Source organism: Tolypothrix bouteillei VB521301, from assembly GCF_000760695.4.
Classification (GTDB): domain Bacteria; phylum Cyanobacteriota; class Cyanobacteriia; order Cyanobacteriales; family Nostocaceae; genus Scytonema; species Scytonema bouteillei_A.
This window is the reverse complement of record NZ_JHEG04000001.1, coordinates 5,700,627-5,725,534: the sequence shown is the minus strand read 5'-3', so window position 1 is coordinate 5,725,534 and position 24,908 is coordinate 5,700,627. Positions and strand designations below refer to the sequence as shown.

The 24,908-nt window shown below is 40.4% G+C and carries 20 protein-coding genes; 6 read left to right on the top strand and 14 right to left on the bottom strand.

The annotated features are described in order from the left end of the window. Positions 1 to 31 precede the first annotated feature (31 nt). The 5 genes from HC643_RS23010 to HC643_RS22990 form a co-directional block, all read right to left on the bottom strand. Positions 32 to 868 carry a carbohydrate ABC transporter permease gene (locus tag HC643_RS23010; RefSeq protein WP_038085363.1) on the bottom strand — a complete coding sequence of 279 codons (837 nt, stop codon included), beginning with the start codon at positions 866 to 868 and terminating at the stop codon, positions 32 to 34. Next, a complete protein-coding gene (locus tag HC643_RS23005; RefSeq protein ID WP_038085361.1) occupies positions 865 to 1,773 on the bottom strand; it encodes a carbohydrate ABC transporter permease in 909 nt (302 codons plus the stop codon). Before HC643_RS23005 ends, HC643_RS23010 begins: the two co-directional genes overlap by 4 nt. Before the next feature lie 349 nt (positions 1,774 to 2,122). Beyond that, positions 2,123 to 2,611: a DUF3592 domain-containing protein gene (locus tag HC643_RS23000; RefSeq protein WP_050045262.1), complete on the bottom strand. Its 489-nt coding sequence runs from the start codon at positions 2,609 to 2,611 to the stop codon at positions 2,123 to 2,125. A 127-nt stretch (positions 2,612 to 2,738) separates the two neighbouring features. After that, positions 2,739 to 3,230, bottom strand: a complete 492-nt coding sequence (locus tag HC643_RS22995) for a GNAT family N-acetyltransferase (RefSeq protein WP_038085359.1) — start codon at positions 3,228 to 3,230, stop codon at positions 2,739 to 2,741. Positions 3,231 to 3,430: 200 nt separating this feature from the next. Continuing rightward, a complete protein-coding gene (locus HC643_RS22990) occupies positions 3,431 to 3,667 on the bottom strand; it encodes a hypothetical protein (protein ID WP_038085357.1) in 237 nt (78 codons plus the stop codon). A gap of 589 nt (positions 3,668 to 4,256) precedes the next feature. Between HC643_RS22990 and HC643_RS22985 the strand changes: the two genes are divergently transcribed. Beyond that, on the top strand, positions 4,257 to 5,156 hold the full coding sequence (locus tag HC643_RS22985; protein WP_038085354.1) for a hypothetical protein: 900 nt from the start codon (positions 4,257 to 4,259) through the stop codon (positions 5,154 to 5,156). A gap of 20 nt (positions 5,157 to 5,176) precedes the next feature. Here HC643_RS22985 and HC643_RS22980 read toward each other — a convergent pair whose 3' ends face one another. The 3 genes from HC643_RS22980 to patD all read right to left on the bottom strand — a co-directional run bounded on the left by HC643_RS22980 (position 5,177) and on the right by patD (position 7,964). Beyond that, positions 5,177 to 6,853 carry a dipeptide ABC transporter ATP-binding protein gene (locus HC643_RS22980; protein ID WP_038085352.1) on the bottom strand — a complete coding sequence of 559 codons (1,677 nt, stop codon included), beginning with the start codon at positions 6,851 to 6,853 and terminating at the stop codon, positions 5,177 to 5,179. A 124-nt stretch (positions 6,854 to 6,977) separates the two neighbouring features. Then, on the bottom strand, positions 6,978 to 7,115 hold the full coding sequence (locus HC643_RS22975) for a hypothetical protein (protein WP_153021554.1): 138 nt from the start codon (positions 7,113 to 7,115) through the stop codon (positions 6,978 to 6,980). 501 nt (positions 7,116 to 7,616) lie between these two features. After that, positions 7,617 to 7,964 (bottom strand): heterocyst frequency control protein PatD, encoded by a 348-nt coding sequence (gene patD / locus HC643_RS22970; RefSeq protein WP_038085350.1) that lies wholly within the window; start codon positions 7,962 to 7,964, stop codon positions 7,617 to 7,619. 317 nt (positions 7,965 to 8,281) lie between these two features. Between patD and HC643_RS22965 the strand changes: the two genes are divergently transcribed. Together HC643_RS22965 and HC643_RS22960 are read left to right on the top strand one after the other, a co-directional pair. Continuing rightward, positions 8,282 to 10,558: a RelA/SpoT family protein gene (locus HC643_RS22965; RefSeq protein ID WP_038085349.1), complete on the top strand. Its 2,277-nt coding sequence runs from the start codon at positions 8,282 to 8,284 to the stop codon at positions 10,556 to 10,558. A gap of 480 nt (positions 10,559 to 11,038) precedes the next feature. Then, on the top strand, positions 11,039 to 12,082 hold the full coding sequence (locus HC643_RS22960) for a peptidoglycan recognition protein family protein (protein WP_038071811.1): 1,044 nt from the start codon (positions 11,039 to 11,041) through the stop codon (positions 12,080 to 12,082). A 55-nt stretch (positions 12,083 to 12,137) separates the two neighbouring features. On the opposite strand, the gene HC643_RS22955 is transcribed toward HC643_RS22960, so the two are convergent. From HC643_RS22955 to HC643_RS22945, 3 genes are all read right to left on the bottom strand, one after another. Beyond that, complete coding sequence (locus tag HC643_RS22955) at positions 12,138 to 12,968, bottom strand: HEAT repeat domain-containing protein (protein ID WP_050045263.1); 831 nt, start codon at positions 12,966 to 12,968, stop codon at positions 12,138 to 12,140. 273 nt (positions 12,969 to 13,241) lie between these two features. Further along, positions 13,242 to 13,523 (bottom strand): hypothetical protein, encoded by a 282-nt coding sequence (locus HC643_RS22950; protein WP_038071813.1) that lies wholly within the window; start codon positions 13,521 to 13,523, stop codon positions 13,242 to 13,244. A 310-nt stretch (positions 13,524 to 13,833) separates the two neighbouring features. Continuing rightward, positions 13,834 to 15,576, bottom strand: a complete 1,743-nt coding sequence (locus HC643_RS22945; protein ID WP_050045264.1) for a helix-turn-helix domain-containing protein — start codon at positions 15,574 to 15,576, stop codon at positions 13,834 to 13,836. A 576-nt stretch (positions 15,577 to 16,152) separates the two neighbouring features. On the opposite strand from HC643_RS22945, the gene HC643_RS22940 reads away from it, so the two are divergent. After that, positions 16,153 to 16,962, top strand: coding sequence for a hypothetical protein (locus HC643_RS22940; protein WP_038071815.1), 810 nt, complete (start codon positions 16,153 to 16,155; stop codon positions 16,960 to 16,962). A gap of 405 nt (positions 16,963 to 17,367) precedes the next feature. Here the strand turns inward: HC643_RS22940 and HC643_RS22935 are convergent, their stop codons facing one another. After that, positions 17,368 to 18,219 carry a hypothetical protein gene (locus HC643_RS22935; RefSeq protein WP_050045265.1) on the bottom strand — a complete coding sequence of 284 codons (852 nt, stop codon included), beginning with the start codon at positions 18,217 to 18,219 and terminating at the stop codon, positions 17,368 to 17,370. Positions 18,220 to 18,289: 70 nt separating this feature from the next. Beyond that, a complete protein-coding gene (locus HC643_RS22930) occupies positions 18,290 to 22,003 on the bottom strand; it encodes a WD40 domain-containing protein (RefSeq protein ID WP_237265931.1) in 3,714 nt (1,237 codons plus the stop codon). 311 nt (positions 22,004 to 22,314) lie between these two features. Between HC643_RS22930 and HC643_RS22925 the strand changes: the two genes are divergently transcribed. Next, the gene (locus HC643_RS22925) at positions 22,315 to 23,346 is read left to right on the top strand and encodes a M4 family metallopeptidase (protein WP_050045361.1); all 1,032 of its coding nucleotides are present in this window, start codon (positions 22,315 to 22,317) and stop codon (positions 23,344 to 23,346) included. A 19-nt stretch (positions 23,347 to 23,365) separates the two neighbouring features. Further along, positions 23,366 to 23,653, top strand: coding sequence for a protealysin inhibitor emfourin (locus HC643_RS22920; protein ID WP_038071820.1), 288 nt, complete (start codon positions 23,366 to 23,368; stop codon positions 23,651 to 23,653). Between the two features lie 70 nt (positions 23,654 to 23,723). Here HC643_RS22920 and HC643_RS22915 read toward each other — a convergent pair whose 3' ends face one another. Beyond that, the gene (locus tag HC643_RS22915) at positions 23,724 to 24,653 is read right to left on the bottom strand and encodes a cobalamin-binding protein (protein WP_050045267.1); all 930 of its coding nucleotides are present in this window, start codon (positions 24,651 to 24,653) and stop codon (positions 23,724 to 23,726) included. Positions 24,654 to 24,908 lie beyond the last annotated feature (255 nt).

Sequence of the window (24,908 nt, the reverse complement as noted above, 5' to 3'; positions counted from 1 at the left end):
GAAAATTTAAATCACGCCTGTTGAATGATTTCTATCCCTTCCCTCCCGTAAAAGTGACGCTTTCAATAAAGTATCGGTTGAAGAAGGCGTAGATCGCGAGTGCTGGTAACGTGAACACCATAGAAGCTGCCATAATATAGTTCCAGTAACTAATGTATTGACCTTTGAAAGTATTTAAACCTAGGGGAAGGGTAAACATTTCAGGGTCAAACAAAATCACGACAGGTAGCAAAAAGTTATTCCAACTCCCCATAAACACAAAAACTGTTTGTGCAGCTAGTGCGGGTTTTGCTAAAGGCAAAACAATGCGTCGAAAAATACCAAAAGTAGTAAGTCCGTCTAGCTGGGCGGCTTCTTCGAGTTCCTTGGGAAAATTCATGAAAAATTGCCGCATCATAAAAATGAAGGTAGCATTTACCATGCTGGGAACAATCATTCCTTGATAAGAATTTAACCAGTTAAAGCTTTTTAGGATCAAAAAGGTAGGAATTAAAGTGATTTGTGCGGGAACTGCTAACACTGCTAAAATCAGGAAAAACCAAAAGCGCCTACCTGGAAAATTTAACCTTGCTAGCGCGTAACCCGCCATTGAATTGAAAATTAGGTTTAAGAGAGTCACGCTGATGGCAATGACTGTACTGTTAAATAGCCAGCGCAAAAACAAAGGTTCTTGTAAAAAAATTTGTTTGTAGTTATCAAGAGTGAAGTTCTTGGGAAAGAATGTTGGCTCTCCACTGGCAATTTCAGAAAGGGTTTTAAATGATGCTGAAAGCGCCCATAAAAAGGGAATAACCGTAATAACTGCGTAAAAGGTCAGTACCGTATAGAGCAAGATTTTCAGCCAAAAGTGATGGGATATTTTTTTCAAATCCTTTCTCCTCCAAAAAAATACCGCTGGATTAAGGTGATACTAATAATGATGGCTGCAAGTATAAAAGCGATCGCAGCAGCATAACCCATTTGTAAATTCCGGAACACAGCTTGGTAGATCAACAAAACAACTGTTAGGGTGGAGTTGTTGGGTCCACCACTGCCATTGGAAAAGATATACGATTGATCGAACAGTTGAAAAGTGCCAATAACTCCCATTGTTACCACAAAGAAGGTAACTGGTTTAAGCATGGGAATCGTAATATAAATAAATTGTTGCCAACTATTAGCTCCATCAATTGCAGCAGCTTCGTAAAGAGAACGTGGAATATCCTGTAGTGCTGCTAAGTAAATGACCATGAACAATGGCGCTGTTGACCAAATATTCATAAGCATAATTCCTTTAAGCGCAACTGCTGGATCTCCCAACCAGTTATAAGTCGGTAATTTTAGAAAAGCCAAAAAATCATTCAGCAATCCATTAGTGTTATAAATCCACATGAATATGAGCGTCAGCACAGTGGAAGATGTCACTGTTGGCAAAAAGTAGAGAACACGCCACCAGTTTTTTCCTCGAATACCTGAATTAAGAGTGACAGCAAGAATGAGAGCAAGAGCAGTTTGGAGCGGAACGACTATAGCAACATATTGAACTGTATTGAGTAGAGCAATCCAAAGTCTGTCATCTTCGACTAATCTTTGAAAATTATGAAAACTAACAAAATCATATTTGATTCCACCTAACAGTTTAACTTTATGGAAAGAAAGAAAAATAGCCAAGAGAATGGGCGCGATCGCAAAAGTTCCTAACACCAGAAGAGTGGGTGCCATAAATATGTATCCGGCTACACCTTCTGTAATTTCCCACCCTGTTCTTCTAATTTGCCTTCTCTCTTCCTGCATAAAGTCCCTCCAGAAATGAGGACAAGGGAAACAAGGAAAAATCACTGACAACCCATGTCCAATACTCGATGACTAGTACAGTTAGGTGTAAATAAGGCAACCATTAGTAACAAATAAAAAGCTTAATAGCCTAATCTGATGGGCATTCTCCACCCTACTGTACTTAAAATTTTTCGTGAATGGTTTGGGATTGCTATAGAAATTATCTTAAAATAAAAGCTTGCAGTTACAAAAATATTTTTTATTACGAAAAATAAAGATGTTAATAATTCAATTGATTTTTTTTAAATATACGTAATTTTAAAATTTTAATTCAAATCTATTACTGTTAATTCCAAGTATCAACTGGTTAGCGATCGCCAGTTACTGTTAACTGGTCATTGGTAAATGTTAAAAACTTATTTTGCTTTAATTCTCTTGCTAGTAAAGCGGCTCCAATCAATACAGAAAGAGAGCCAGTAGTGGAAAAAATGATAGGAAAAAACCACAGATGTATCCAGGTATTAATCATGGCAGCATTGGGCTTTTGAGGTTGGTACAATATTTCTACCCGATCGCCCTTCGTATATTTAGGAGAACTGCTTCCCACCTTAGATTCAAATACAACCGTTTCTCCTGTACGTGCTGTAAATTTTACCAATGGGTAATAGGAATTAGAGCTTTTTGTTGAGTCATGCAAATTATTAATGACTGTTCCTTGTGTTGATATTGCTTTTTTAACAAAAGAATAATTATTTAATCCTGTTGTGATACCAACGGTAGTAACTAGAATACCAATGCAAGTTAAAGCCGTTGAAGCTAAGATGGAATTATAAGTTTGTAAAGATGGTATCCTCATAGAAGTTTTTAAAATTAGGATAGAAGTCAGTAGTACTTGTACAAAACTACCCCTTACCCTGAAGCGATTCCGAAAAACGAGGTCAGGGAGTGAAAATTCTCTACTCCCTATCGTCGATTCCCTATATCTATTTAATTCGGAGTCCCATAATAACCAAATCGCGCTCAATACCGTCTAGTTCTGCAACATTAGGCAAACGTCCCCAAGATTGAAAGCCAAATGTTTCAAAAAGTTTCAAACTAGGCACGTTGTGAGCGAAGATAACGCCTAATAAAGTTTTGATACCCAAACTCGGACTTTTGTTAATCGCTTGGGATAGCAGTTGTTGTCCCAAACCACGTCGATGATATTCTGGGGCAATGTAAATGCTGACTTCAGCAGTAGCATGATAAGCCGGTCGCCCGTAAAAACATTGTAAACTCAACCAGCCCGTTACCTGACCATCTAGTTCTATAACCCAAAGGGGATATTTCAAGGGTGAACGACCCTTAAACCACGCAAGGCGGCTTTCCACAGACACTGGTTCTAAATCAGCAGTTGCCAAACGACTGGGAATAGCAGCATTGTAAATTGCCACAATTACAGGTAAATCAATTTCAGTGGCATTGCGGATCATCATTATTTACTGTATAAAATAAAAATTGAAAAATAAAAATATTAGCAAATTATATAACAATCCCAATCATCCAGGAAAAATTTTAACGACTGTAAGGTCGGCAATATCCACTACTAAGAGGATGTTTGAAAAGTCTCGGGCGAATACAATTAGCTACTATACAAACGAAGTCCGCCTGCGCGGACTAACGGAAAATCAAGATATTAAAACCCATGTAGGTGGTTTTTGCTTGTATAGCTGCGATTGCGAACATCGCTAAGGTTGGCAATGCCTGTACTACGAGGATTTTGCAAATTAAACAGGATTGCCATACAACTTTCATGGATCTCTAACAAAGCAATAAGAAATTTTAGCTCTTTTATTGAAAAATCTATGAGTCCGCGCAGGTAGACTTCATTCCAATAACAGCGAATTACATTCAACCAAGACTTTTCAAACATCCTCTCGGAGCATCCTGTTTTGGCAAAATGCCCTCAGAATAGAATTCTAGACGGCAAGCGCTATCTCAGGAGCGGAGACGCTACGCGAACAACGGGGGGCTTTGGGGTCCCCACGAAGTGGGGTTGGGGGAAACCCCACTCTGGGTTCACCAGTCCCCAGGGCGTGGGAAACTCGCCTACTTTCTCTGGACTCACCACCTACGTGGACTTTCTTAAAAAATAACCTGCGTAGGCAGGTTTCGTTTGTATAGCCGCGATTTCAATCGCAAACTTGTTTTTTCCAAATTGGGATACTCTCCATCCTCTTAGCTGTGAATTTCGTTAGCCCTAAACTTTCTTACGCAATTACTACTTAAGTCTAATAGCTATCCCTTCATAAGACAGATGACTTTTTCTCAATAGAAATATCTACATTTGAAGAACATATATGATTTTCAAAATATATCTATTACTATAAGCCAAAATTTTCAAAATCAATATGAAGAATACTTACAGCTATAGGTAGAGGTTGATTGAAATATCAGTTTTTAAACTGAAATTAAATAGAAAAAATAATTATACCAAGTCAATCTTGGGGTTGTAATTTATTATGCCTGAAAATAATATCATTGAAAATGAAAGTATTGAATTAAAGAACAATACATCATTGATAGAAGAAGAAATTGGTCTTTTTTTCATCAAGGTAAAAAATGGAGTCTGGCTCTTTGGTATTCCATCTTGGGTTTTTGGCATTACCGATAGAAGTATCGCAGCGTTTGCTGACGGTTACCTATCAACTATAGAGTTAATCCATCTCTTAACAGCTTCTTTCTTTTTCTTAACTTGGCTGTATCTGAAACCTGAAGAAAGCGTGGAATGTGACGCTCAAACAGGAAGTTTGAAGTTGAAAAGACGACATATGATAAGTCAGGAATATATCTTACCTTTTCCCTATCTCTGTCAGATTTATCATTTGTTAAATTTAAGACATTTAGAGACAATTCATAAATTTAGTCTCAATAATTTAAAGGTTGTCAGAATTAACCAAATCAAATCTACACCGATTGGAGGCACAATTACCTTTGAAACATATTTGGATTCTCCTTTTAATGTCTTAAGAATTTGGAGACAACCAATTGCAGAGGTGGATTTAATCTTGCACACTCCCTATACTGTGGAACTCAGCGTTCCAGTCTATAAAGAAAAAAGAATTACTGTCATGTTTACCGCTCATCCTTTAACAGAGAACGAGCATTATTTCTTTATTGACATTTACAGCGATTTGGATTGGCCAAAACCATTCCTGCAAATTCTGCTCCACCTTGCCTCTTATTTAACATTGGTTGAAGATTTGCCTTACTATCGTAAATTAGCTGAGAGAAATCTTAGCAATCTTATTGACCGCAACAGGCTTTCAAAACATGAAACAATGTGGTTGTTTAATAGATTTGTTGAGTTACATGGTTCGGGTGTAAGAGTTCCTAAGTTGATTGAAGCAAGTGCTGAATAAGACTCTAAAATAGGTAGAAATTAGACTCGTGCTAACAGAGGTGCGGCAGACAAAAGGGTTTTTGTATACGGATGTTGTGGATAAGCAAAAATCTGTTTTGTCTGCCCGATTTCTACTATTTTGCCACTGTTCATGACGGCAATACGATCGCACAAAAATCTTGCCAACCAAAGGTCATGAGTAATGAACAAGTAAGTTAACTCAAATTCCTCTTTCAGTTGTAACATTAAGTCCAGAACTTGTGATTGTACGCTAGCATCTAACATACTCACCGGTTCATCACAAATCAGGAGTTTGGGACGAGTAATTAATGCACGAGCGATCGCGACTCGTTGCTGCTGTCCCCCAGATAAATCAGAAGGATATCGCTGATAATAAACCTCTGATGGCTTTAACCCTACTTTTTCCAGCATCCACAACACTTCTTGTTTTGCCTTATCTGGACTCGCCAACTTATGAATTAGTAAAGGATCGGCGATACTTTGTCCTACCGTCATTGCTGGATTTAAACAAGCATGAGGATCTTGAAACACCATCTGCATTTGTCGTCTCGAAGTGCGAATGCCTTGACGTGAAAGAGCGGTCAACTCTTGTCCCAAAAACTCAACTTTACCTCCCGTCGGACGAATCAGTTGGAGTATTGTTCGCGATAAGGTACTCTTTCCACAACCAGATTCCCCAACCAATCCTAAAATTTCCCCAGGGTAGAGTTCGAGGTCAATCCCATCGACTGCTTTGATCGTTTGACTTTCCCTTTTCAACAATCGTTCTACAAAATTGGGTTCTAAGGTGTAGTGCTGTTGCAGTTCTGTCACTCGCAAGATTGGGGTTTGGGTATTGGGGATTGGTAATTGGGAAGCGTCTTTCCCTGTCCCGCCATCGTCAGCACCTAACCCCTCATCCACTGTTTGAATGTGCAAAGCTGCTTTAATAAGCGATTGTGTGTACTCGTGCTGCGGCTGTTGAAAGACTGTTTTGGATGAACCCATTTCTACCATTTTGCCGTCATACATCACCCCAATGCGATCGCAATACTCCGCCACCAGTGCCAAATCGTGAGAAATCAGCAACAAACCCATATTTTCTTCACCGCACAACCGCGTGAGTTCTTGTAAAATCTGGGCAGAAACCGTTACATCTAAACTAGTGGTGGGTTCATCAGCGACAATCAACTTGGGTTTAAGGAGTAAAGCTAGAGCGATGGCGACTCTTTGCCTCATACCGCCACTAAATTCGTGAGGATACTGATTCCAACGAGTGGCAGGAATTTTCACTTTTTCTAAAGTAGCAATCGCAATTTCCTTAGCTTCTCGGGTAGATAACTGAGGCGAGTGCGCCTTGAGAGTTTCCAAGCAATGATTTCCAATGGTCATTAATGGATCTAAACGAGTCATTGGATCTTGGAAAATAAGCGCTACTGCTTCTCCCCGAAATTTTCGTAACTGTTCGGGCTTCATATCAAACACAGATTGTCCTTGAAAAGTCACTCTTCCCTCAATTTGTGTCGATAAGGGGAGCAAACGCATTGCAGCTCGTCCTAAAGTAGACTTCCCACAACCAGATTCTCCTACCAATCCCATTCTTTCACCGCGCTGTAGCGTGAAAGACACGCTATCTACTGCCCACTTAATTTCTTCATCACCTCGGCGCGGATAGGCGACTCTCAAATTGTCAATACAAAATAAAGATTCATTCATAACTATTAGCTTTTATCTACCAAGTTTTAACATTAGGATACACGACTGCATCAATGACATCAGGGTTATCGCAGAAGTCTTTTTCTCCTTCAACTTAGTGTCACAAACCCTTTGGGTAGAGAGGTTACGTGATACTGCAAGCTATACAAGCAAGAGCTATACGCCCGTCGCTAGGGCGAGGGACGCCCTCGTCGATCGCTAGATTCACCCGCGCTCCCCGGCTCGATGACTGATTTATTCCCCCTGCTAAAAAGTCATACATAGTTGACCCGATTGTTGTGTGAAATTTAATCCAGGCAAAGCTTTCCCAATCCAAAATCTACACATCCAAAATTCAAAATGGTATAAGAGATAACTGGTTAATGAATTATTTTAATCTTTTTATAGAGAAAATTCAGTAACACGTAACCTGAGGTTCATAAATAACTCTGTAAGTTTTATTTAGATAATATTTTTTATTTAGAGAAAATAAATTTATTGCGATCCCCATGGAAAAATCCAAGATTTGCATCGAAATTTAGATTGATTGGACTTGATAAAAGCTTGTTTTTGTTAACTTTTTGGCTCCCAAACTAAAAATTTGAAGAATTCTTGACATGAAATCTTGTCAAATTTTAGGCACAGTTAAGCCAATTATAAATATGTCAAGCTTACGACAGCTACAAGAAAAATATCAATCTAAAATGCAATAGTAAATTCAAATTATTATTTTCATTATTTTTAATTATTTCCTTTGTTATATTGCTTCTTCTGCTGGTACTATTTATTCCAATAAGGCATTGCAGTATTCAATGAGAGTGGTTAGGCGATTGCCGATGGCATCTAGCCTACCTTTGGCAGTGGAAGTTTGCCGCGCTCCTTGGAGAAACGTGATATCTATTTCCAACAGTCGCAGCTGCTTGCTCATTTCAGTCGAATAAGACTGGATTCGCCCGTTGAGACTGCTTGTGTCCTCATTCACTAAAGGTACAATCTGTTGCTGAAAAAAATTCTGCAGGCTTATTACACGTTGCCTGATTTCGGGTGCATCCAATTGAGTAGCAGCAATTTCGGAATGCAGTTGCTTCAATTGAGTTGCAAATGAGTCGTATTTCTGACGAATTAGAGACATGCAGCAGTTATTGAGATAGTATTTAAAGACAAGGTAATGTCAAAAAAAAATTTGATAGACTAAACTTTTCTAAACTCTATCTCAAAATCTGGCGTCTCGAATGGTATTCGGGGCGGTATTTGCTATATATCAACACTTACAACTTATGATACGGGACATTCGCACTGGATAATTTGCACTGACACCTTAAGGCGACAAACAGCCAAAACGCAAATTCTCCTTGCGTCTGTCAGTTAGTTAGTCTTTCTGTTGACGGTATCGCCGCCAACCGTTTACCCTTTTGCACCTTATCACTAAATTACCATTGGCGCTATTCTATGAGCAGCACTGTATTAACTTCCAGAATTGATATTACCCTTCCGGAATGGCTACAGCAATGCCTAGATGGGTCATCTACACTAAGCGCCCAAGCTGAAGATGACCGAAGGCATAATGAAACATCTTTAATTCTTCGGGCATTTGAATTTGCCTACCAATTGCATCAAGGTCAGTACCGCAAGTCGGGAGAGCCATATATTTCTCATCCAGTCGCTGTTGCCGGTATACTCAGAGATCTAGGTGGTAGTCCTGCTATGATAGCAGCTGGGCTACTACATGATGTAGTAGAAGATACAAATGTCACAATTGAAGAAATCGAGCAGCACTTCGGTACGGAAGTTCGGCAATTGGTAGAAGGTGTAACAAAGCTTTCTAAAATTAACTTCAAAAGCAAAACCGAAAGCCAAGCAGAAAATTTTCGTCGAATGTTCTTGTCAATGGCGCAGGACATTCGGGTGATTGTGGTAAAGTTGGCAGACCGCTTGCACAATATGAGGACTCTAGAGCACCTTAGCGAAGACAAGCGCAAAGCGATCGCTTTAGAAACACGAGAAATTTTTGCGCCCTTGGCAAATCGGTTGGGGATTTGGCGGATTAAATGGGAATTAGAGGATTATTCCTTTAAGTACTTAGAACCGGAATCATACCGTCAAATTCAAGAGTACGTAGCGGAAAAACGAGGCGCGAGAGAAGAGAGATTGGCAAGTGTCGCCGAAACTTTGCGGAATCGGTTGGTAGAAGCAGGAATTCAATGCCTTGATATCAGCGGGCGTCCAAAGCACCTCTACAGTATCTTTCAAAAGATGCAGCGCCAAAATAAAGAATTTCACGAAATTTACGATTTGGCAGCGCTGCGAATTATCGTAAATACCAATGAAGAATGTTACCGTGCTTTGGCAATAGTACACGATGCTTTCCGCCCGATTCCTGGGAGATTCAAGGATTACATTGGATTACCCAAGCCAAACCGTTATCAATCACTGCATACAGGTGTGATCAGTCCGTGGGCGCGACCTTTAGAAGTGCAAATCCGGACGTTGGAGATGCACAGGATTGCCGAATATGGAATTGCGGCTCACTGGAAGTATAAAGAAACGGGCGGTTCTTTCACAACTCATATGACAGCAACCGATGAAAAGTTTACTTGGTTGCGCCAGTTACTAGAATGGCAGAATGACCTAAAAGATGCTCAGGAATACCTTGAAAGTGTTAAAGACAATTTATTTGAAGATGATGTATATGTCTTTACGCCCAAAGGAGATGTGATTTCTTTGAGCCCCGGTTCCAGTACGGTGGATTTTGCCTATCGCATTCATACAGAGGTAGGAAACCACTGTGCGGGTGCAAAGGTGAACGGGCGAATGGTTCCCCTGTCAACCCGCCTGCAAAATGGCGATATTGTAGAGATTGTGACGCAAAAGAACAGCCATCCAAGTTTGGATTGGTTGAACTTTGTCAGAACTTCAGCCGCAAAGAACAGAATTAAGCAATGGTACAAGCGATCGCGCCGGGAAGAAAATATTGCTCGCGGTCGGGAGTTATTGGAAAAGGAACTGGGTAAATCCGGTGTGGAGAACTTGATTAAGTCGCAACCAATGCAGACAGTTGCAGAGCGATGTAATTATCATTCTTGTGAAGATTTGCTTGCTGCTTTAGGCTACGGTGAAGTGACCCTAAGCCTCGTGCTTAACCGTTGGCGAGAACTGGTAAAAGCACAACAACCAGCAATAGCAGTTTCAACAAGCGATCTGGCGAAGGAATTATCTCAAGCAGCAAAAAACCTAAAAGAATCCACGCCAACAACCTCACGTTCCACAGATTCGCCCATTGTCGGAGTCGAAGGATTGGTACACCATTTAGCTGGTTGCTGTACCCCCATTCCTGGAGAACAAATTATCGGTGTTGTGACTCGCGGTAGGGGTATTTCCATCCATCGCCAGGGGTGTCAAAATTTAGATAATGTGGAATGCGATCGCTTAGTTCCAGTTCATTGGAACCCAGCAGGTGAACCCTACGGTCGTCCTCAAACATATCCAGTGAATGTTCAGATTGAAGCATTAGATCGAGTGGGAGTTTTGAAGGATATTCTTTCACGCCTGAGCGACCAAGGTATTAACGTGCGTCACGCGCAAGTTAAAACTTCCAACGGTCAACCAGCGCTCATTGACTTGGGGATCGAGATACGCGATCGCTCTCAACTAGAACAGCTATTCACCCAAATTAAGAAACTGAGCGACATTCTCAATATTCGTAGAGTTGGGCAATCTGACGAGTAAATTTTGCTAATGGCTAATGGCTAATGGTTAATGGCTAATGGCTAATGGCTAATGGCTAATGGTGAGTCCAGAGAAAGCAGGCGGTGAGACCAGTGCTGTAGGCGGGTTTCCCGCCGTAGGCAACTGGCGAACAAGGGAGGGGTTTCCCACGCCCTGGGGACTGGCGAACAAGGGAGGGCAAACAAGGGAGGGCTAATGGTTAATGGTTAATGGTGAGATTAGTGCGGTGCGGGAAACCCGCACCCTGGCGACTGGCTTATAGCCCTTACAGACATAGCCTGCGGCATTGCGGAGCGTGTGCCTTACACACAGCGTCTCCGTAATGGAGATACAAGGGAGGGCTAATAGCTATTAGCTATTAGCCATATTTATACCTATGGACAGATTGGAATTTTGAGTATAATTTTATATTTGTAAATTATATTAAAAATTATTGCTTTTACATCTGAAATGTAAAAGTTTTGATAAAAGTGTTAAAAAATGAGAATTAGAATAAAAACAACTGGTGTCGTACTGGGAATGCTGGCGCTTGTCGGTTTGATGTTGGGGTTGCTTCTTGGAAGAGCAGATTTTCTCCAAGATCGAGAAGTTGCTTCTAATTCAACACCCGCCGTTTCCAATCAATACGTGGATTTCCAACCTGAGAAACACACAAAAGCATTGGATACAAAAGCTACTATCAAGAGTGAAGATTTAGAATCTCAATCCAAAGAATCAGAAATCACACCAACTCCACAAAAGACTGCATCTGAAGCAGATTCTCGACTCAAACAGGTAACAACAGCACCAACACCAAAGGTAAAGGTGGCGATCCCCAACCAAGTTTCCGATTCTCGTCTAAAAGCTCAGAAAACTCAAAAGAATAACTCTCTAAAAACTCTGAGTTATTCAGTAAAAACCACTGCAGCTTATGCAGCTTACAAACCTAGATATGAGATCGCTTGGGCAAATGCAAGTAACTATGGCGATCGGTTTGCAACAGATGTTAATGGTACACCTGTTAACAATCAACCTATTGTAGTGATTCATGAAACGGCTGCTCCTGCATCGAGTGCCATTAATTTTTTTAAAAATTCCCACGAGGATGAGAATGTCCAAGCTAGTTACCACACCATGATTAAGCTTGATGGTACTGTCGTTTACTTGGTTCCACCAGATAAGAGAGCTTTTGGTGCGGGTAATTCAGTTTTTGAAGGTCCTCAAGGAGCAGAGACTGTAAAGACTAACCCAGATTTACCACCATCTGTAAATAACTTTGCCTATCACATCGGTTTAGAAACTCCACCTTCTGGTGTCGGGACTAAAGAAACAACTCACAGTGGTTACACGGAAGAGCAGTATTACTCTCTCGCCTGGTTGATTGCTCAAAGTAACGTACCTGATGAAAGAATTACAACTCACAAAGCGGTCGATCGTTCCGGTCAAAGAATTGATCCAAGAAGTTTTGATTTTGATAAGTTTTGGAATTTATTGCATTCGTTTCGGGTCCTCACTCCAGTCAGTATCAGTCAGATTAGCGACTGAGAAACCAGAAGCCATTTTCTGTCTCATCTGTCTCGATCCCCTACCCGATATGCTCTCATTCGAGTTGTAATTGGAGTTCTACTGCTTCTAATCGAGCAATAACTTTTTCAGCATGACCTTGGTGAATAGGGAAAGACTGTGCAATCCCAGTCAGAATTTGACGAATCTGCAGCGCATCATCTGCAAGGGTTACAGGGACTTTACGTTGTACTAAGTCTCCTAGAATGTTAAGAATGACACATACTAGGTGGTCATCAGCACCTTCAAGTAACTTTAGTAGCTCGGTTAAATCATTGCGAACACCTAATCGGTATCTGGCGGCTAAAATTTCAGCTTTTGTGTCTAAAGACTCCTCTGATAAGAAATATACGTCAAGTTTGGGTAGAATCTCTTGTGTCCCTAAAAGCCCAATAGCGCAAGCTGAATAAGCTCGCACGGGCTCAATGGGATCGTTGAGGGCTAACTCAAGCTCTGCCAAAACCTCTGAGTCTCCTACTTCAGCCAAATCACCTAATGCTTCTGCTGCTGAAGCTCTTACAATCCAATTAGAGTCACTGCGTAGGAGAGACTTGATTGCTTCAATCGCTTGTTTGTAGTCTAGCGTGGCGAGTGCATCCACTGCTTCAGACCTAACAAGCTCTTCTGAATCGGCTAACATTTTCATCAGCGCAGGACCAACTGTCTGAATTTCTTCATCCCCAAGCCATCCTAGTGTCTGCACCGCAAGTCCTCTAATATTGCTTTCATAGGAACTGAGCAATTCTACTAAGATTGGAACAGCTTCATAAGCTTTCAAATCTTGTAGCTTCAAGATCGCTGGTGTTTGTCTGGAAGGATCGCCTGAAAGACAATCTTCCAGCAAAGACTCTATATTAGAGTGGCTCATACGCACCCATTGTTCAAAACTTATGGATTGGATTGTTATTAGTTGTTTTTATCTCTAGTCTGTCGGATTCTCCTCACTTTTTGAGATTTATGTTCTCTTTTAATTTTTTGTTTGCTCCCGTTCCAATTGCTCTGTTTCTCGTGCTTCTATAAACAACTGCTACAATCGTTGAAAAAACTGTACATCACCTTCACTTAAACGCCCTTGCGCTACAAGTTCACAACCATCATCTTTAATATATAGCTTTCATCAACCGCTTATTATCACTATTCTTTAGTTGTGTTTCTTGGGAACCAAGTTAATCAGCGTGCGTAAAGCATTGTTAACTGCTTCTGCATTGGGAAAATATTCTCTGACGTCTGGGTCAATCGTAACTATTCCATCTTCACGAGTATAGTGGTGGACAATGGTTGTACCATCTGTTTGCTGAATGGTAACGGACTGCGATCGCCGAGAAACTTGGTAATTTTTTCCACGTTCACTACCCGTAAGCTCTTGTTCTAAAGGCGTATCATTATCTTTGGTACTGAATTCCTCGGGATTAACGTTATTCATATCTAACCTACTCTTACTTATACTTAACAATCCTATCGTCTTATACTTCTACCGCACCGAAAGATTTCAATGTTGCAACAGTTGCTTGTGGTAACACTGTATTGAAGAAGGCAGAAGGCAGGAGGCAGATGGCAGAAGGAATGATGGAATGGGGATTCTGACCCCATCCCCATGAAGTGGGGATCCCAAAGCCACCCGTTGTTCGCGTAGCTTCTCCGCTCTTGAGATAGCGCCTGCCGTTGGTGAATTCTATTCTTGCAGGCTTTTGGCGCTCTTTGGGATGCTCCCTAATTTCCCCGATTGAAGTCTTTCAGATATCCTCTAAATTCTCATTTAAATAACGAAGTATGTGGATAATATTTTCTTCTGCATAACTCAATTCCAAACTCTGAGTTTCTTTGAGATTTTCCAAAATATCTTTGAGTCGATTTTCTAAATTAGCTTCACTACCTAGCCGTTCGATTAATTTCTTTGTAAGTGGTGCTAATATCCATCGTGTTTGCCATTCTTTAATCTGGTCTTTTGCCCGGTCTTTAACCAAAAAATGACTGTGCAAAACAGAAAATTGAATGTTGGTAATTTCTTCAAAGATATGTTCAATAAATTTCTGAGTGACTAACTCCATTAAATCCGGTTTTTGAGTGAAAAATATCCCTTGCTTGTCAATAAGCGATCGCTGTCCCAAAGCTCTTAAAGTCTCCGGTAATTTCTGTTTGGCAAGCGGTGATATAATATTTTTCTGTAGTTCAGATAAGGAAACTGGTTCTCGCTCAATTGCCAACCAGTACATAATTTCCTTTTCTGCTTTAGACAAGCGGTTAAATTGATGCTCCAGTAAATCGTACAAATCGTCAAAAACAAACAGTCCTTTCTTTAAAAATTCTACGAACTGAGAAATATCTCCATCAAATATTTCTTGAATAGCCGCAGACACTATTTTCAATGCTAGGGGATTCCCCGCATAATATTTAATAACAGTTTCCCAATCTTCGTCTGAACCTACAAAACCACCTTTCAGTTGAACAACTTTTCGTGCTTCTGCTGCTTGTAATCCTGTTAATTGCCAAGAACGAACTGGAAAACCATTCCCTTCTAAAGCACCAAACTCTTTTGGTTTTTCCCTACTCGTTATTAACAAGCAACTTTTGTGTCGGACTTCCCCAACTTGTTTAAAAAGTTTTCCATAACCTTCATATCCAGGTAAATAGTTACCAACACGTATGGTGTCAGTTTCATCCAGTGAATCTCCTCCACATAAAATTGTTTCTACATTATCAAGAACTAGCAAGCAGCGTGAAGAACGCAAGTACTCTAACAAGCGTAGAATTTTACCATCAGTATCTTCTGCTAAAGTCACCTCAGTTTCTTGAGATTGAGAAAGGAACTGAATTAAATCAACAAGAATTTCATCAATGGTGGGAGCATTGCGTAAAGAACGCCAGATAATGCGATCGAAGCGTTCTTGAAGCTGTTCTGCTAACTTCACCGATAGCGCTGTCTTACCAAGTCCTCCCATACCTAATAATGCGACGAGCCGACACTCTTCATCAAAAATCCATTTTTGAAACTCTGTAAGCTCTTCATTCCGTCCGTAGAAAACGACAACATCAACAGCTTCTCCCCAATCGACACGTGGATGTGCGATCGCTTGTTCGCAAACTGCTAAATTTGAGTGAGTACTTTCTCGATCTGAAGCCACTTTATCATTTTGATGAGAAATTGCTTCAGAAGTGCGTTGAGAAGAAACAATCGCATGCTCTAACTGAGTTTGAGGAGATTGTAAAGACGGTTGCGTGGAAAGACTGCGCGTGTATCTTCCTAAAACAGCACGAAAATTACTTTTTGTTACTTCCTGTTCCAGTGTTTGAGAAAGTAATTTCCACAATTTAGAACCGACATCCTTTAAATAGTTTGCATCATAACCGCAATGACGCGCCATCTCTTGATAGCCCATTCCTTCCCAAGCGTGACGAAACACCATTTCTTGAATGGAATTTAAGCTTTTTGGTTTGAGTAAATTATCTAAAAGTATAAGAGCTTCTTCAATGTTCATAGTTCATTTTACGATAATACTTCCAAGTTCATGTGAGTTCGACAGACCTCAAACTCACTCCCCTCACCTGTTAGGCTACGGTGGCGTACACAAGTCTTATATAGTACATTCTTGCGGTTGCGATCCCCCTAATCCCCTTAAAAAAGGGGGGAACTTAATTCCAATTCTCTCTTTTTACGAGCAAATGATTTATTTGAATGAACCGTAAAGACACAAAGAACACGAAGAAAGAGAGAACGAAGATTGGTAATCTTCTGGAGGTAAGGAATTACGTATAGGGTGACCTTCAGCAATACCTATATTAATTATCATAATATTGCAGCCATTTTTCCAAAAATTCCGAGTCTTACATAGTAAAAATATGACTAAATATGACTAAATATGACCTTTGTCTTTTTAGCTCAGAGAAGTCATGCTTTTTGTAAAAAACTCCTCACCTATTCTGACTATTTTTGACTGTCAAATTTACAAGAAATATTTATAGTAATTAAATAAGGACTTGAATTATCGGAAAAATATACAGTTTCGATTATACCAAAAAATACCTCTCGTTTATTTTTAAAATAAAGGTTTGCCATGAAAATTCTTCAAGAAAATCCTAATAATTTAACACTACAACTACGACCCTGGTTCACATGGATCTTTAGTGCAACATTCTTTTTAGCTGGTTTGTCACTAGCGGTTTTTGGTGGACAGGTACACACTTTAAAATGTCGCCGCGATCGGTCTGTCTGTGAAGCATCTTCTGCTAGTCTGCTTTGGTCAACTCAACAAACTATACCGATCGCTAACATCCAGAGTGCTGAAATTGATATTTTAAAAGATAAGAAACAAAATTCCTATTATCAGGTTTTATTATTAACAGATCGGAAAAAAATTCCTGTCATTGTAAGTACGTCCGACTATGAAACGGTAGAAATGTGGGCAAAGCAGATAGAGGTATTTCTCCAAAAACCTCATATAAAAGAACTTGTCATACAGGAAGATTATCGCTTGGAAGGATATATTGTTGGTGGTATATTTGGAAGCATATTTGTCCTTGCAGGTGTTATGACTTTAGCTATATTTGGCACGGTTAGCACCTGCACAATTAACAAAAACTTGGGAAAACTAACGCTGCATAATCGCGGGTTGCTCAACCATTCTCAAACAGAATATGCAACTCAAGATATTCTCCGTGTAGTGGTTGAAAAGTATCGAAACAATACAAAAAGATTTACTTATCGAGTCGTTTTGGTAATGGAATGTGGGGAACGTGTTCCATTCACCCTCTATTTCAGTTCTCAATTGAAAGAACAACAGCAAATTGCCGAGCATATTTCCTTTTTCCTGGGTTTAAAACCAGCAGAGAATTTAGAAATCTTTCATCACCCTAATACCAAGTAGCAAAGCTATTGTACTGCTCAGGAAATGAAAGGCATTTTCACCTCTTCCAAGTTGCATGCCAAAGGGATGGTGGATAAATATGCCTGTAAATCCCAGAAGAAGTATAAAAATACCGTATGATAAAGCTAAGAGGACAAGCCGAGGTTTGCTGATTCCGATCCCAAGCAAGATGCATATTGCTAACCCCCAGCTTATATGAATAAAAGAATGCAAAGGGTCCGTAATGATGAGTTTATGAATGAAGGTGGGTAGATGAAAGTTGGCTACTGTCACAACCATTGACACCATACCCTGTACAAACAAACTACTACCTATTAACCAGAGATACAGGCGTAAAACCGTAAGATTTTTGACTCTTTTTTTAAATTTATAGTACATTCAAATTTTCAAATGTAATTCAAATGGTCACCGATCGGCGATCGCTGTTTTTTGAGAAGTACGAGATTGCAACATCATCGCGCCTCCAGAAATCAGTAGCAACACAAAAATGCTAATCCAAAACCAGGTACTGGGAATCGACCAGTTAATTTTATGAAGTTTTGCATTAGCTTTCAAAACTCCTAAAATCTGTGCCAATCCTAAAGCAAATTCTGTTAATCCTAATGTAAATAGTTCTGTATACAAACAGACGCGGGATAGCAAAAACGCACCGATAGCAAGAGTAAAAAACACAGCACTGTACAACTGACTGTGAAAGCTATCGACTTTCCAAGGCCAAAAAGCAGTAAAAGTATTTGGGATAAATAGTAAACCCAAACCGTAAAAAGTCAGTAATAATGTCTGTACTCGCAGGTAAAAGCGCCATGGTGAAGACACAAAAGTAGATTCAACCGGTCGCAAACGCCGATACAGCCAAATATGACAGGCTGCGGTGAAGGGAATAATAGTGTAAAGGAAGAACCAACCCCAGGTGATCCGTCTGCTAAAGTTAAAACGATCTAGATAAAATAGTGAAACTACTAACAAAACGATGGTAAAAGTTAACTGCATGGGTACGATCAGCCGTGCAATTTTCCACTGGCGCACGACTAATAGCATAGCTGTTGGTACGATTGCTGCTAAATAAACTGCACCTAAAAAGTGTGAGTTGAAAGGGGCTATTTTCCATACCCAACGAGAATTGCTTAGCTCCGGAAAAAAGAATAAAAGAATGCTTGCTGCTACCAATACAATCACTTCTATCCAGGTAAAAACCTGAAGTATTAAGGTGATTGGGGGGTTTTTTGTTTTGGAGGGTTTATTATTTTGCTTTAACATTTGCAGTTACTCAGCAATTTAATATGTGTTCAACAACATATATATATACCCACTCGATAGCCGCTTTTCCTTATAATGAATCTTTCTCTTGTTCCTCCCTCCCAAATTCTACTGCACCCAAAGATTTTAAAGTAGCAATATTTGCTTGGGTTAAACCCTTAATATCGGTAATATTCATTCCTTCGTAGGGTTTTTCCGGCACGAGATTTTTAATATTTTCATAGGTGTTCGTATCCCATAACTTAATAGTTTCATCCTGACTGCCACTTGCTAAAATTTTACCATCCGCGCTAAGTGCAACTGACCAAATCCAAGCGTTATGCCCTTGTATAACTTTAATACATTTGCCCTGGGAAATATCCCAAATTAGGATTTTGCGATCGTCAGTACCGCTTACTAGTAAGGGCGGAAGGTTTTGCTTTTTTAGGTCTGGCATAAAAGCTATCTGTAAAATCAGTTTGGTATCTGCCTGTAAAACTTTTATACAAGTTCCTTCCGAGATATCCCACAACCTAATAGTTCCATCAGCACCAGAACTAGCTAACATTTTGCCGTCAGGACTAAAGGCAACACTAAAAACCCAACTTTTATGCCCTTCTAAAGTTTTTATACATTCGCCAGTGTGAATATCCCATATTTTAATTGTGCGATCGCCACTAGCACTTGCCAATATTCCTTCTTGATATAAAGCACTCGCAGGAGTAGGACAAAAAGCAACTGACCAAACCAAACTCGCGTGTTCGTTTAATGTTTTCCTGCACTTACCGCTATCCACATCCCATATTTTAATCGTATAATCCCCACCACCACTTGCTAAAGTTTTACCATCCGAACTAAAAGCAACCGACCAAACACGACTGGTATGCCCTGATAAAACATGAGTGCATCGGCTCTCATCCACATTCCACAGACGGATTGTACGGTCTTCACTGCCACTTGCTACAATTTTTCCATTAGGATTGAACGCCACAGACCAAACTTGATGGGTATGTCCTTTCAGAACTACTTGACATTTGCCATCAGCAACATTCCACAGCCTAACTGTTCGATCTTCATTTGCACTCGCCAATAACTTCCCATTAGGACTAAAGGCGATCCATCCTATCCAATTAGTGTATCCGCGTATAGTTCTCAAGCAACTACCGTTAGAGACATTCCACAGTCTTACAGTTTGGTCTTTGCTACCACTTACTAAAATGCTACCGAACCCATTTTGCAAAATGGGACTAAAAGCCACAGACCAAACACGATTGGTATGTCCATCTAAAACCCTAATGCAATTTCCCTCAGAAATATCCCACAAACGCACGGTTCTGTCTTCACAACCAGTAGCCAGCAAATTGCTATCAGGGCTAAAAGCAACTGACCAAACTAAACCCACGTGTCCTTGAAAAATTTTGAGACAGCGTGCTTCTTTTATATTCCACAACCGCACGGTTCTGTCTTCACTACCAGTTGCCAGTAAACTGCCATCAGGGCTAAAAGCAACCGAACTAACGCCACCCTCGTGTCCCTCCAGGATTTTCAGACACTGACCCCCTGCAACATCCCAAAAACGAATTGTACCATCTCCACTACCGCTAGCAAGTAAATGTCCTCGAGGATGAAAAGCAACTGAACTCACTCCTTCAGTGTGTTCGTGCAGAGTTTTCAGACATTTTCCTGCAGTTATGTCCCAGAGTTTAATGGTGCAGTCATCACCACCACTAGCAACAATACCTCCTAGTGGAGAATCCGTTGGATTTGGACTAAAAGCTACTGACCAAACCCTGCGGGTGTGTCCTTGCAGCACTTGGATGCACTCACCCTTGCTGATATCCCAAATCCGAACAGTTCCATCTTCGCTTCCACTTGCTATCATTCCTTCAGGCTTGCTAGATGAAACAGGACTGAACGCTACAGAATGTACCCAGTTTGTATGCCCTTGTAAAGATGCTATGTATCTGATTTGAACGTCTTTAATTTCCCACAAGCGAACTTCACAATTCACATCGCATGTTGCCAGCAACTCGCCATCGGAACTAAAAGCAACTGAAGTTACACTCGCTAACGTTTCTGCAAAAACTGATTTTGTCAGGTCTGCTCCTGCAAAATTAACTTGTTGCAAACACGTATCTTGTAGATAAGCTTGCCATACAGTTAAATGAGAAAAATCATAACCTGTTAAATCGACTTTTAGTTGAGATAAAATATTGACAATATTACCTGTTACGTATCCCGGTTTTGGTGGAGTTTTTTGTTGCTCTTGTTCTATAATTTGCTTTAGCCGATTTTCTAATTTCATTTGATTGCTAGCAACCAGAAGCTTGTCTATCAGCGGCTTGACGATCAGGCGAATCTGAGCTTCTCTGATATAGTCTTTGGCTTGGGCATTTAACAGCGAATGATTGTGAAAAATTTTTATTTCTCCACTGACTATCTCTTGATGAGATTCTTCAATCAATCGTTCTGTAATGTAATCCATAACTACGGGCTGTTGAGTAAAACCATGCGCTGTTTTTTCAATAAGCGATCGCTGACCCAAAGCTCTTAAAGTTTCCGGTAATTTTTGCTTCGATTCTGGGGAAATAATATGTTCTCTTAACTCTAATATGGAAACTGGTTCTCGCTCAATTGCCAGCCAGTACATAATTTCCTTTTCTGCTTTAGACAAGCGGTTAAATTGATGCTCCAGTAAATCGTACAAATCGTCAAAAACAAACAGTCCTTTCTTTAAAAATTCTACGAACTGAGAAATATTCCCATCAAATAAATCTTGAATTCCTCCCGCCACTATTTTCAGTGCTAGAGGATTGCCTGCATAGTGAGAAATTAGCAATTGCCAGTCATTATCAGAACCAGAAAACTGACCTTTGACTCTTAATATTTCTCTAACATCTGTTTCCGGTAAACCAGCGATCGGTAATGAGCGAACGGGAAGCATTTCCCCTTCGAGCACAACAAATTCCTTAGGTTTTTCCCGACTTGTTAACAGCAAGCAACTTTGATGGCGAGCTTCTCCTATACGTCGGAACAAATCACCGTAGCCCTCATACCCTTCTAAATACTGTCCTGCGCGATTCCCTCCACCCATAATTGTTTCAGCATTATCTAAAACGAGCAAACAACGCGAGGAGCGTAAATAATTTATCAATTGGGAAATTCTGCCATTTGTATCTTTTGGTAGAGTTGCTTCTGTTGCCTGTTGATTGGATAAAAATTGCAGTAAGCTGAGCAACATATCTTCTACAGGTGGCGCATTCCGAAGACACCGCCAAAAAACATACTCAAACTCATTTTGAATGTGTTCCGCAAATTTGATAGACAGTGCTGTTTTCCCGATACCTCCCATCCCTAACAATGCAATTAAGCGACATTTGTCTTCTACGATCCATTGCTGAAGCGTGTTGAATTCCTGCATGCGCCCAAGAAAAATGGGGACATCCACCGCATCACCCCAATCTCTTTTAGGGAGTGGTGAGTGGTGAGTGGTGGGTGGGAGGCTAGAATTTTCACTATCTCCCCCTTGTTGAGCCTGTACCGCTTTTCCTTCTGCTGCAGCAAGGCGTCTTATAATCGTTCGGAAATTGCTTTTGGATATTTCTTCACCCAAGCTTTTAGAAAGTAATTTCCATAACTTTGACCCTGCGTCTTTTACATAGTTAGGGTCATAACCACAGATTTCTCCAATTTCAGGATAGCTCTTGCCTTCCCAGGAATGACGTAATATTAACTCTTGCAAGTCACTTAAAGACTCTGGATGCAGCGCTGTATCTATAAGAACTAATGCTTCTTCAATAGTCATCTTTCAACCTGCTCCAGCACTCTGACTTCATCTCAGTGTACTGATTTTGAATAATTTTTACAATCAACTATGAAGTATCAAGAATAAAGGATGAAAATTCTATCTGTTCTAGAGATACAGTTTCTCAAAACCCATGGTGAAAAAATATCAGAGAGCGACCTTCTCTCAAACCTTAGATTCATATGTGAAATATAGTTCATCCCTTATACTTTATTCGTCATCTATCATTCTTTATAGAATTCTAGAAAGGAGAAAATCTTTTGCAGTCTCAAAAAAAGAAAAAATCTCTCGGCTTTGGATGCGAGCATCAAATGAACGTTAGATGTTCCATATGCTGTATTGTTCCACCTTATATACTGGAAAACCTAGCAGTCAATGGCAATACCCAACAGCGTGAATGGGCTTTTCGCACATTAAATGTTTCGGCGCAATTTCGCGGGCGGCGAAATACCGTAGGTGCTGTCAATTTTGCCGTCTCTCCAGGTCAAAAGCGCCGAAGTGTCTTTGATGCTAAAAGCAATGAAAATCTCCCCGGTCAACTTGTACGTTCTGAGGGCGATCCTCCCAGCCAAGACCCAGCAGTTAATGAAGCTTATGATGGGGCGGGCGCAACCTATGACTTATATTACCAAGTGTATGAGCGAAATTCTATTGATGATAAAGGATTGCGTTTGGACTCTACCGTACATTATGGTGTAAATTACGATAACGCTTTTTGGAACGGTGACCAGATGGTCTACGGTGATGGCGATGGAGAAATTTTTCAGCGCTTTACCAAAGCTATTGATGTGATTGCACACGAGCTGACTCATGGTGTCACTCAGTATGAAGCCAACCTAAGATACTACGGAGAATCGGGAGCGCTTAACGAATCCTTTTCCGATGTTTTTGGTATTTTAGTGAAACAACGAGTTAAAAATCAGACCGCCGAACAGTCCAATTGGCTGATTGGGGAAGGTTTATTGACCTCAAATGTCAAAGGTGTAGGTATTCGTTCGATGAAAGCTCCAGGAACCGCCTATGACGATCCCGTACTGGGAAAAGATCCACAACCAGGGTCAGTTGATGATATCTATACTGGTAGCGATGATAATGGAGGAGTTCATATTAACTCGGGAATTCCCAACCGTGCTTTTTATCTAGCAGCAACAGAAATTGGTGGTTATGCTTGGGAGAAAGCGGGTAAAATATGGTATGTAACTTTACGCGATCGCTTGCGTTCTGGCGCGAATTTTAAACGAGGGGCAAATGCAACCGTTCAAGTCGCAGGAGAACTCTACGGTCAAGGAAGTCGAGAGCAAAAAGCGGTGCAAAATGCTTGGCAAACGGTAGGAGTTTTGTAAAATTTCTTAATTATTGATTATGCGAGTCTCGTGCGAACGAATGGGCGGTTTTGCTGGAATAACGAAGAAAAAAACTGTTGATACAGCCAACCTCTCTCAAGAGAAAGCAAAACAACTACCTCAATTAGTAGAAGCAGCCAATTTTTTCAATTTACCAGCACATATAACAGCCTCCCCCACTCAACCTGACCGCTTTCAATATAAATTGACAGTAGAAGATAACGGAAAAGAACATACTGTCACTGTTAGTGAAACTGCCTTACCCACTACGCTAAGACCGCTAATTGAATGGATGGATGAATTATGAATTATGAATTATGAATTATGAATTGTGAAACAAAAACATCATTCATCATTCATCATTCATAATTTATAATTTATAAAACTTCCCAACCTTGTCCTTTATAGCCATATTGGAAAATTTCTGGGTGCAAAATGTCAGCCAAGATTTCTAATGAATCTACCAATCGCGGTCCCGGACGATTAAAGTAGGCGTTTCCATCAGTAATATAGGCTCTGCCACTTTGAACAGCATGGAGTTGTTGCCATTGTGGGTGGTTGCTTATCAACTGGGCTTCCTGACGGGTTCGACTTAAATCAAAGCCGCAAGGCATGAAAATAATGATATCCGGATTGCTGGCAATTAGCGTATCCCAGGTTAAATGAGGGGAAGGTTGACCTGTAACGCTGAAAAGAGGTTGACCTCCCGCTAGAGTCACCAACTCAGGAATCCAATTAGCAGCCACCATTAAAGGGTCAATCCACTCAATACAAGCCACTGTGGGCAGATGTTCTGTTTGGGACAAACCTTGTGTTCTTTGTTCTACTATCTTTACCCGAGCTTCCAAATTTTCTAGTATCGGTCGGGAGTCTACCCCAAAAATTTTACCCACTCTTTCAATGTCTGCCCAAACATCTTGAAGAACATTTGGTTGTAAAGAAACGATCTTGGGCGCAACATTGGTAAGAGTCGCAACTGCTTCTTCTACATCTTTTAGGCTAACAGCACAGACATCACATTGGTCTTGTGTCACAATGTGAGTAGGTTGTAACTTTTCTAAAAGATCTATTTTAATTTGATAAATACTAAGGGCAGATTGTAACAAATTATTGACTTTATCATGAATTTCATTACTAGAGGCATTGGTGTTTATACGCGCTTGCGTACAAGCAGGGCGATCTTTAATTTCTGGGGGAAAGTCACATTCATGAGAGCGACCCACAATTGCATCAGTTAACCCCAGGACTGCCAAGATTTCCGTCCCTCCAGGAATTAAGGAGACAATTCTTACGCCATCATCCGCCATTGCTCCACCTCCACAAGGATATACGATCGATTGTTACAGAACTCACGCACTTCCGAATCTTTCTCTAGGTCAATCATACAAAGAGTAACTGAAGTTGAAAGATTACTAAGTGTGTGGAATAGCAATTACATATTTAAAAAGGCAAATTTGAATTTATATTGGAGATTTATTACGATGCTAAAAATTATAGATGGTCTCACCATAGCACGTGCTAGTTCTAAATTTAGCAATTGTGGTAGCGGGTAACTTGTAGGA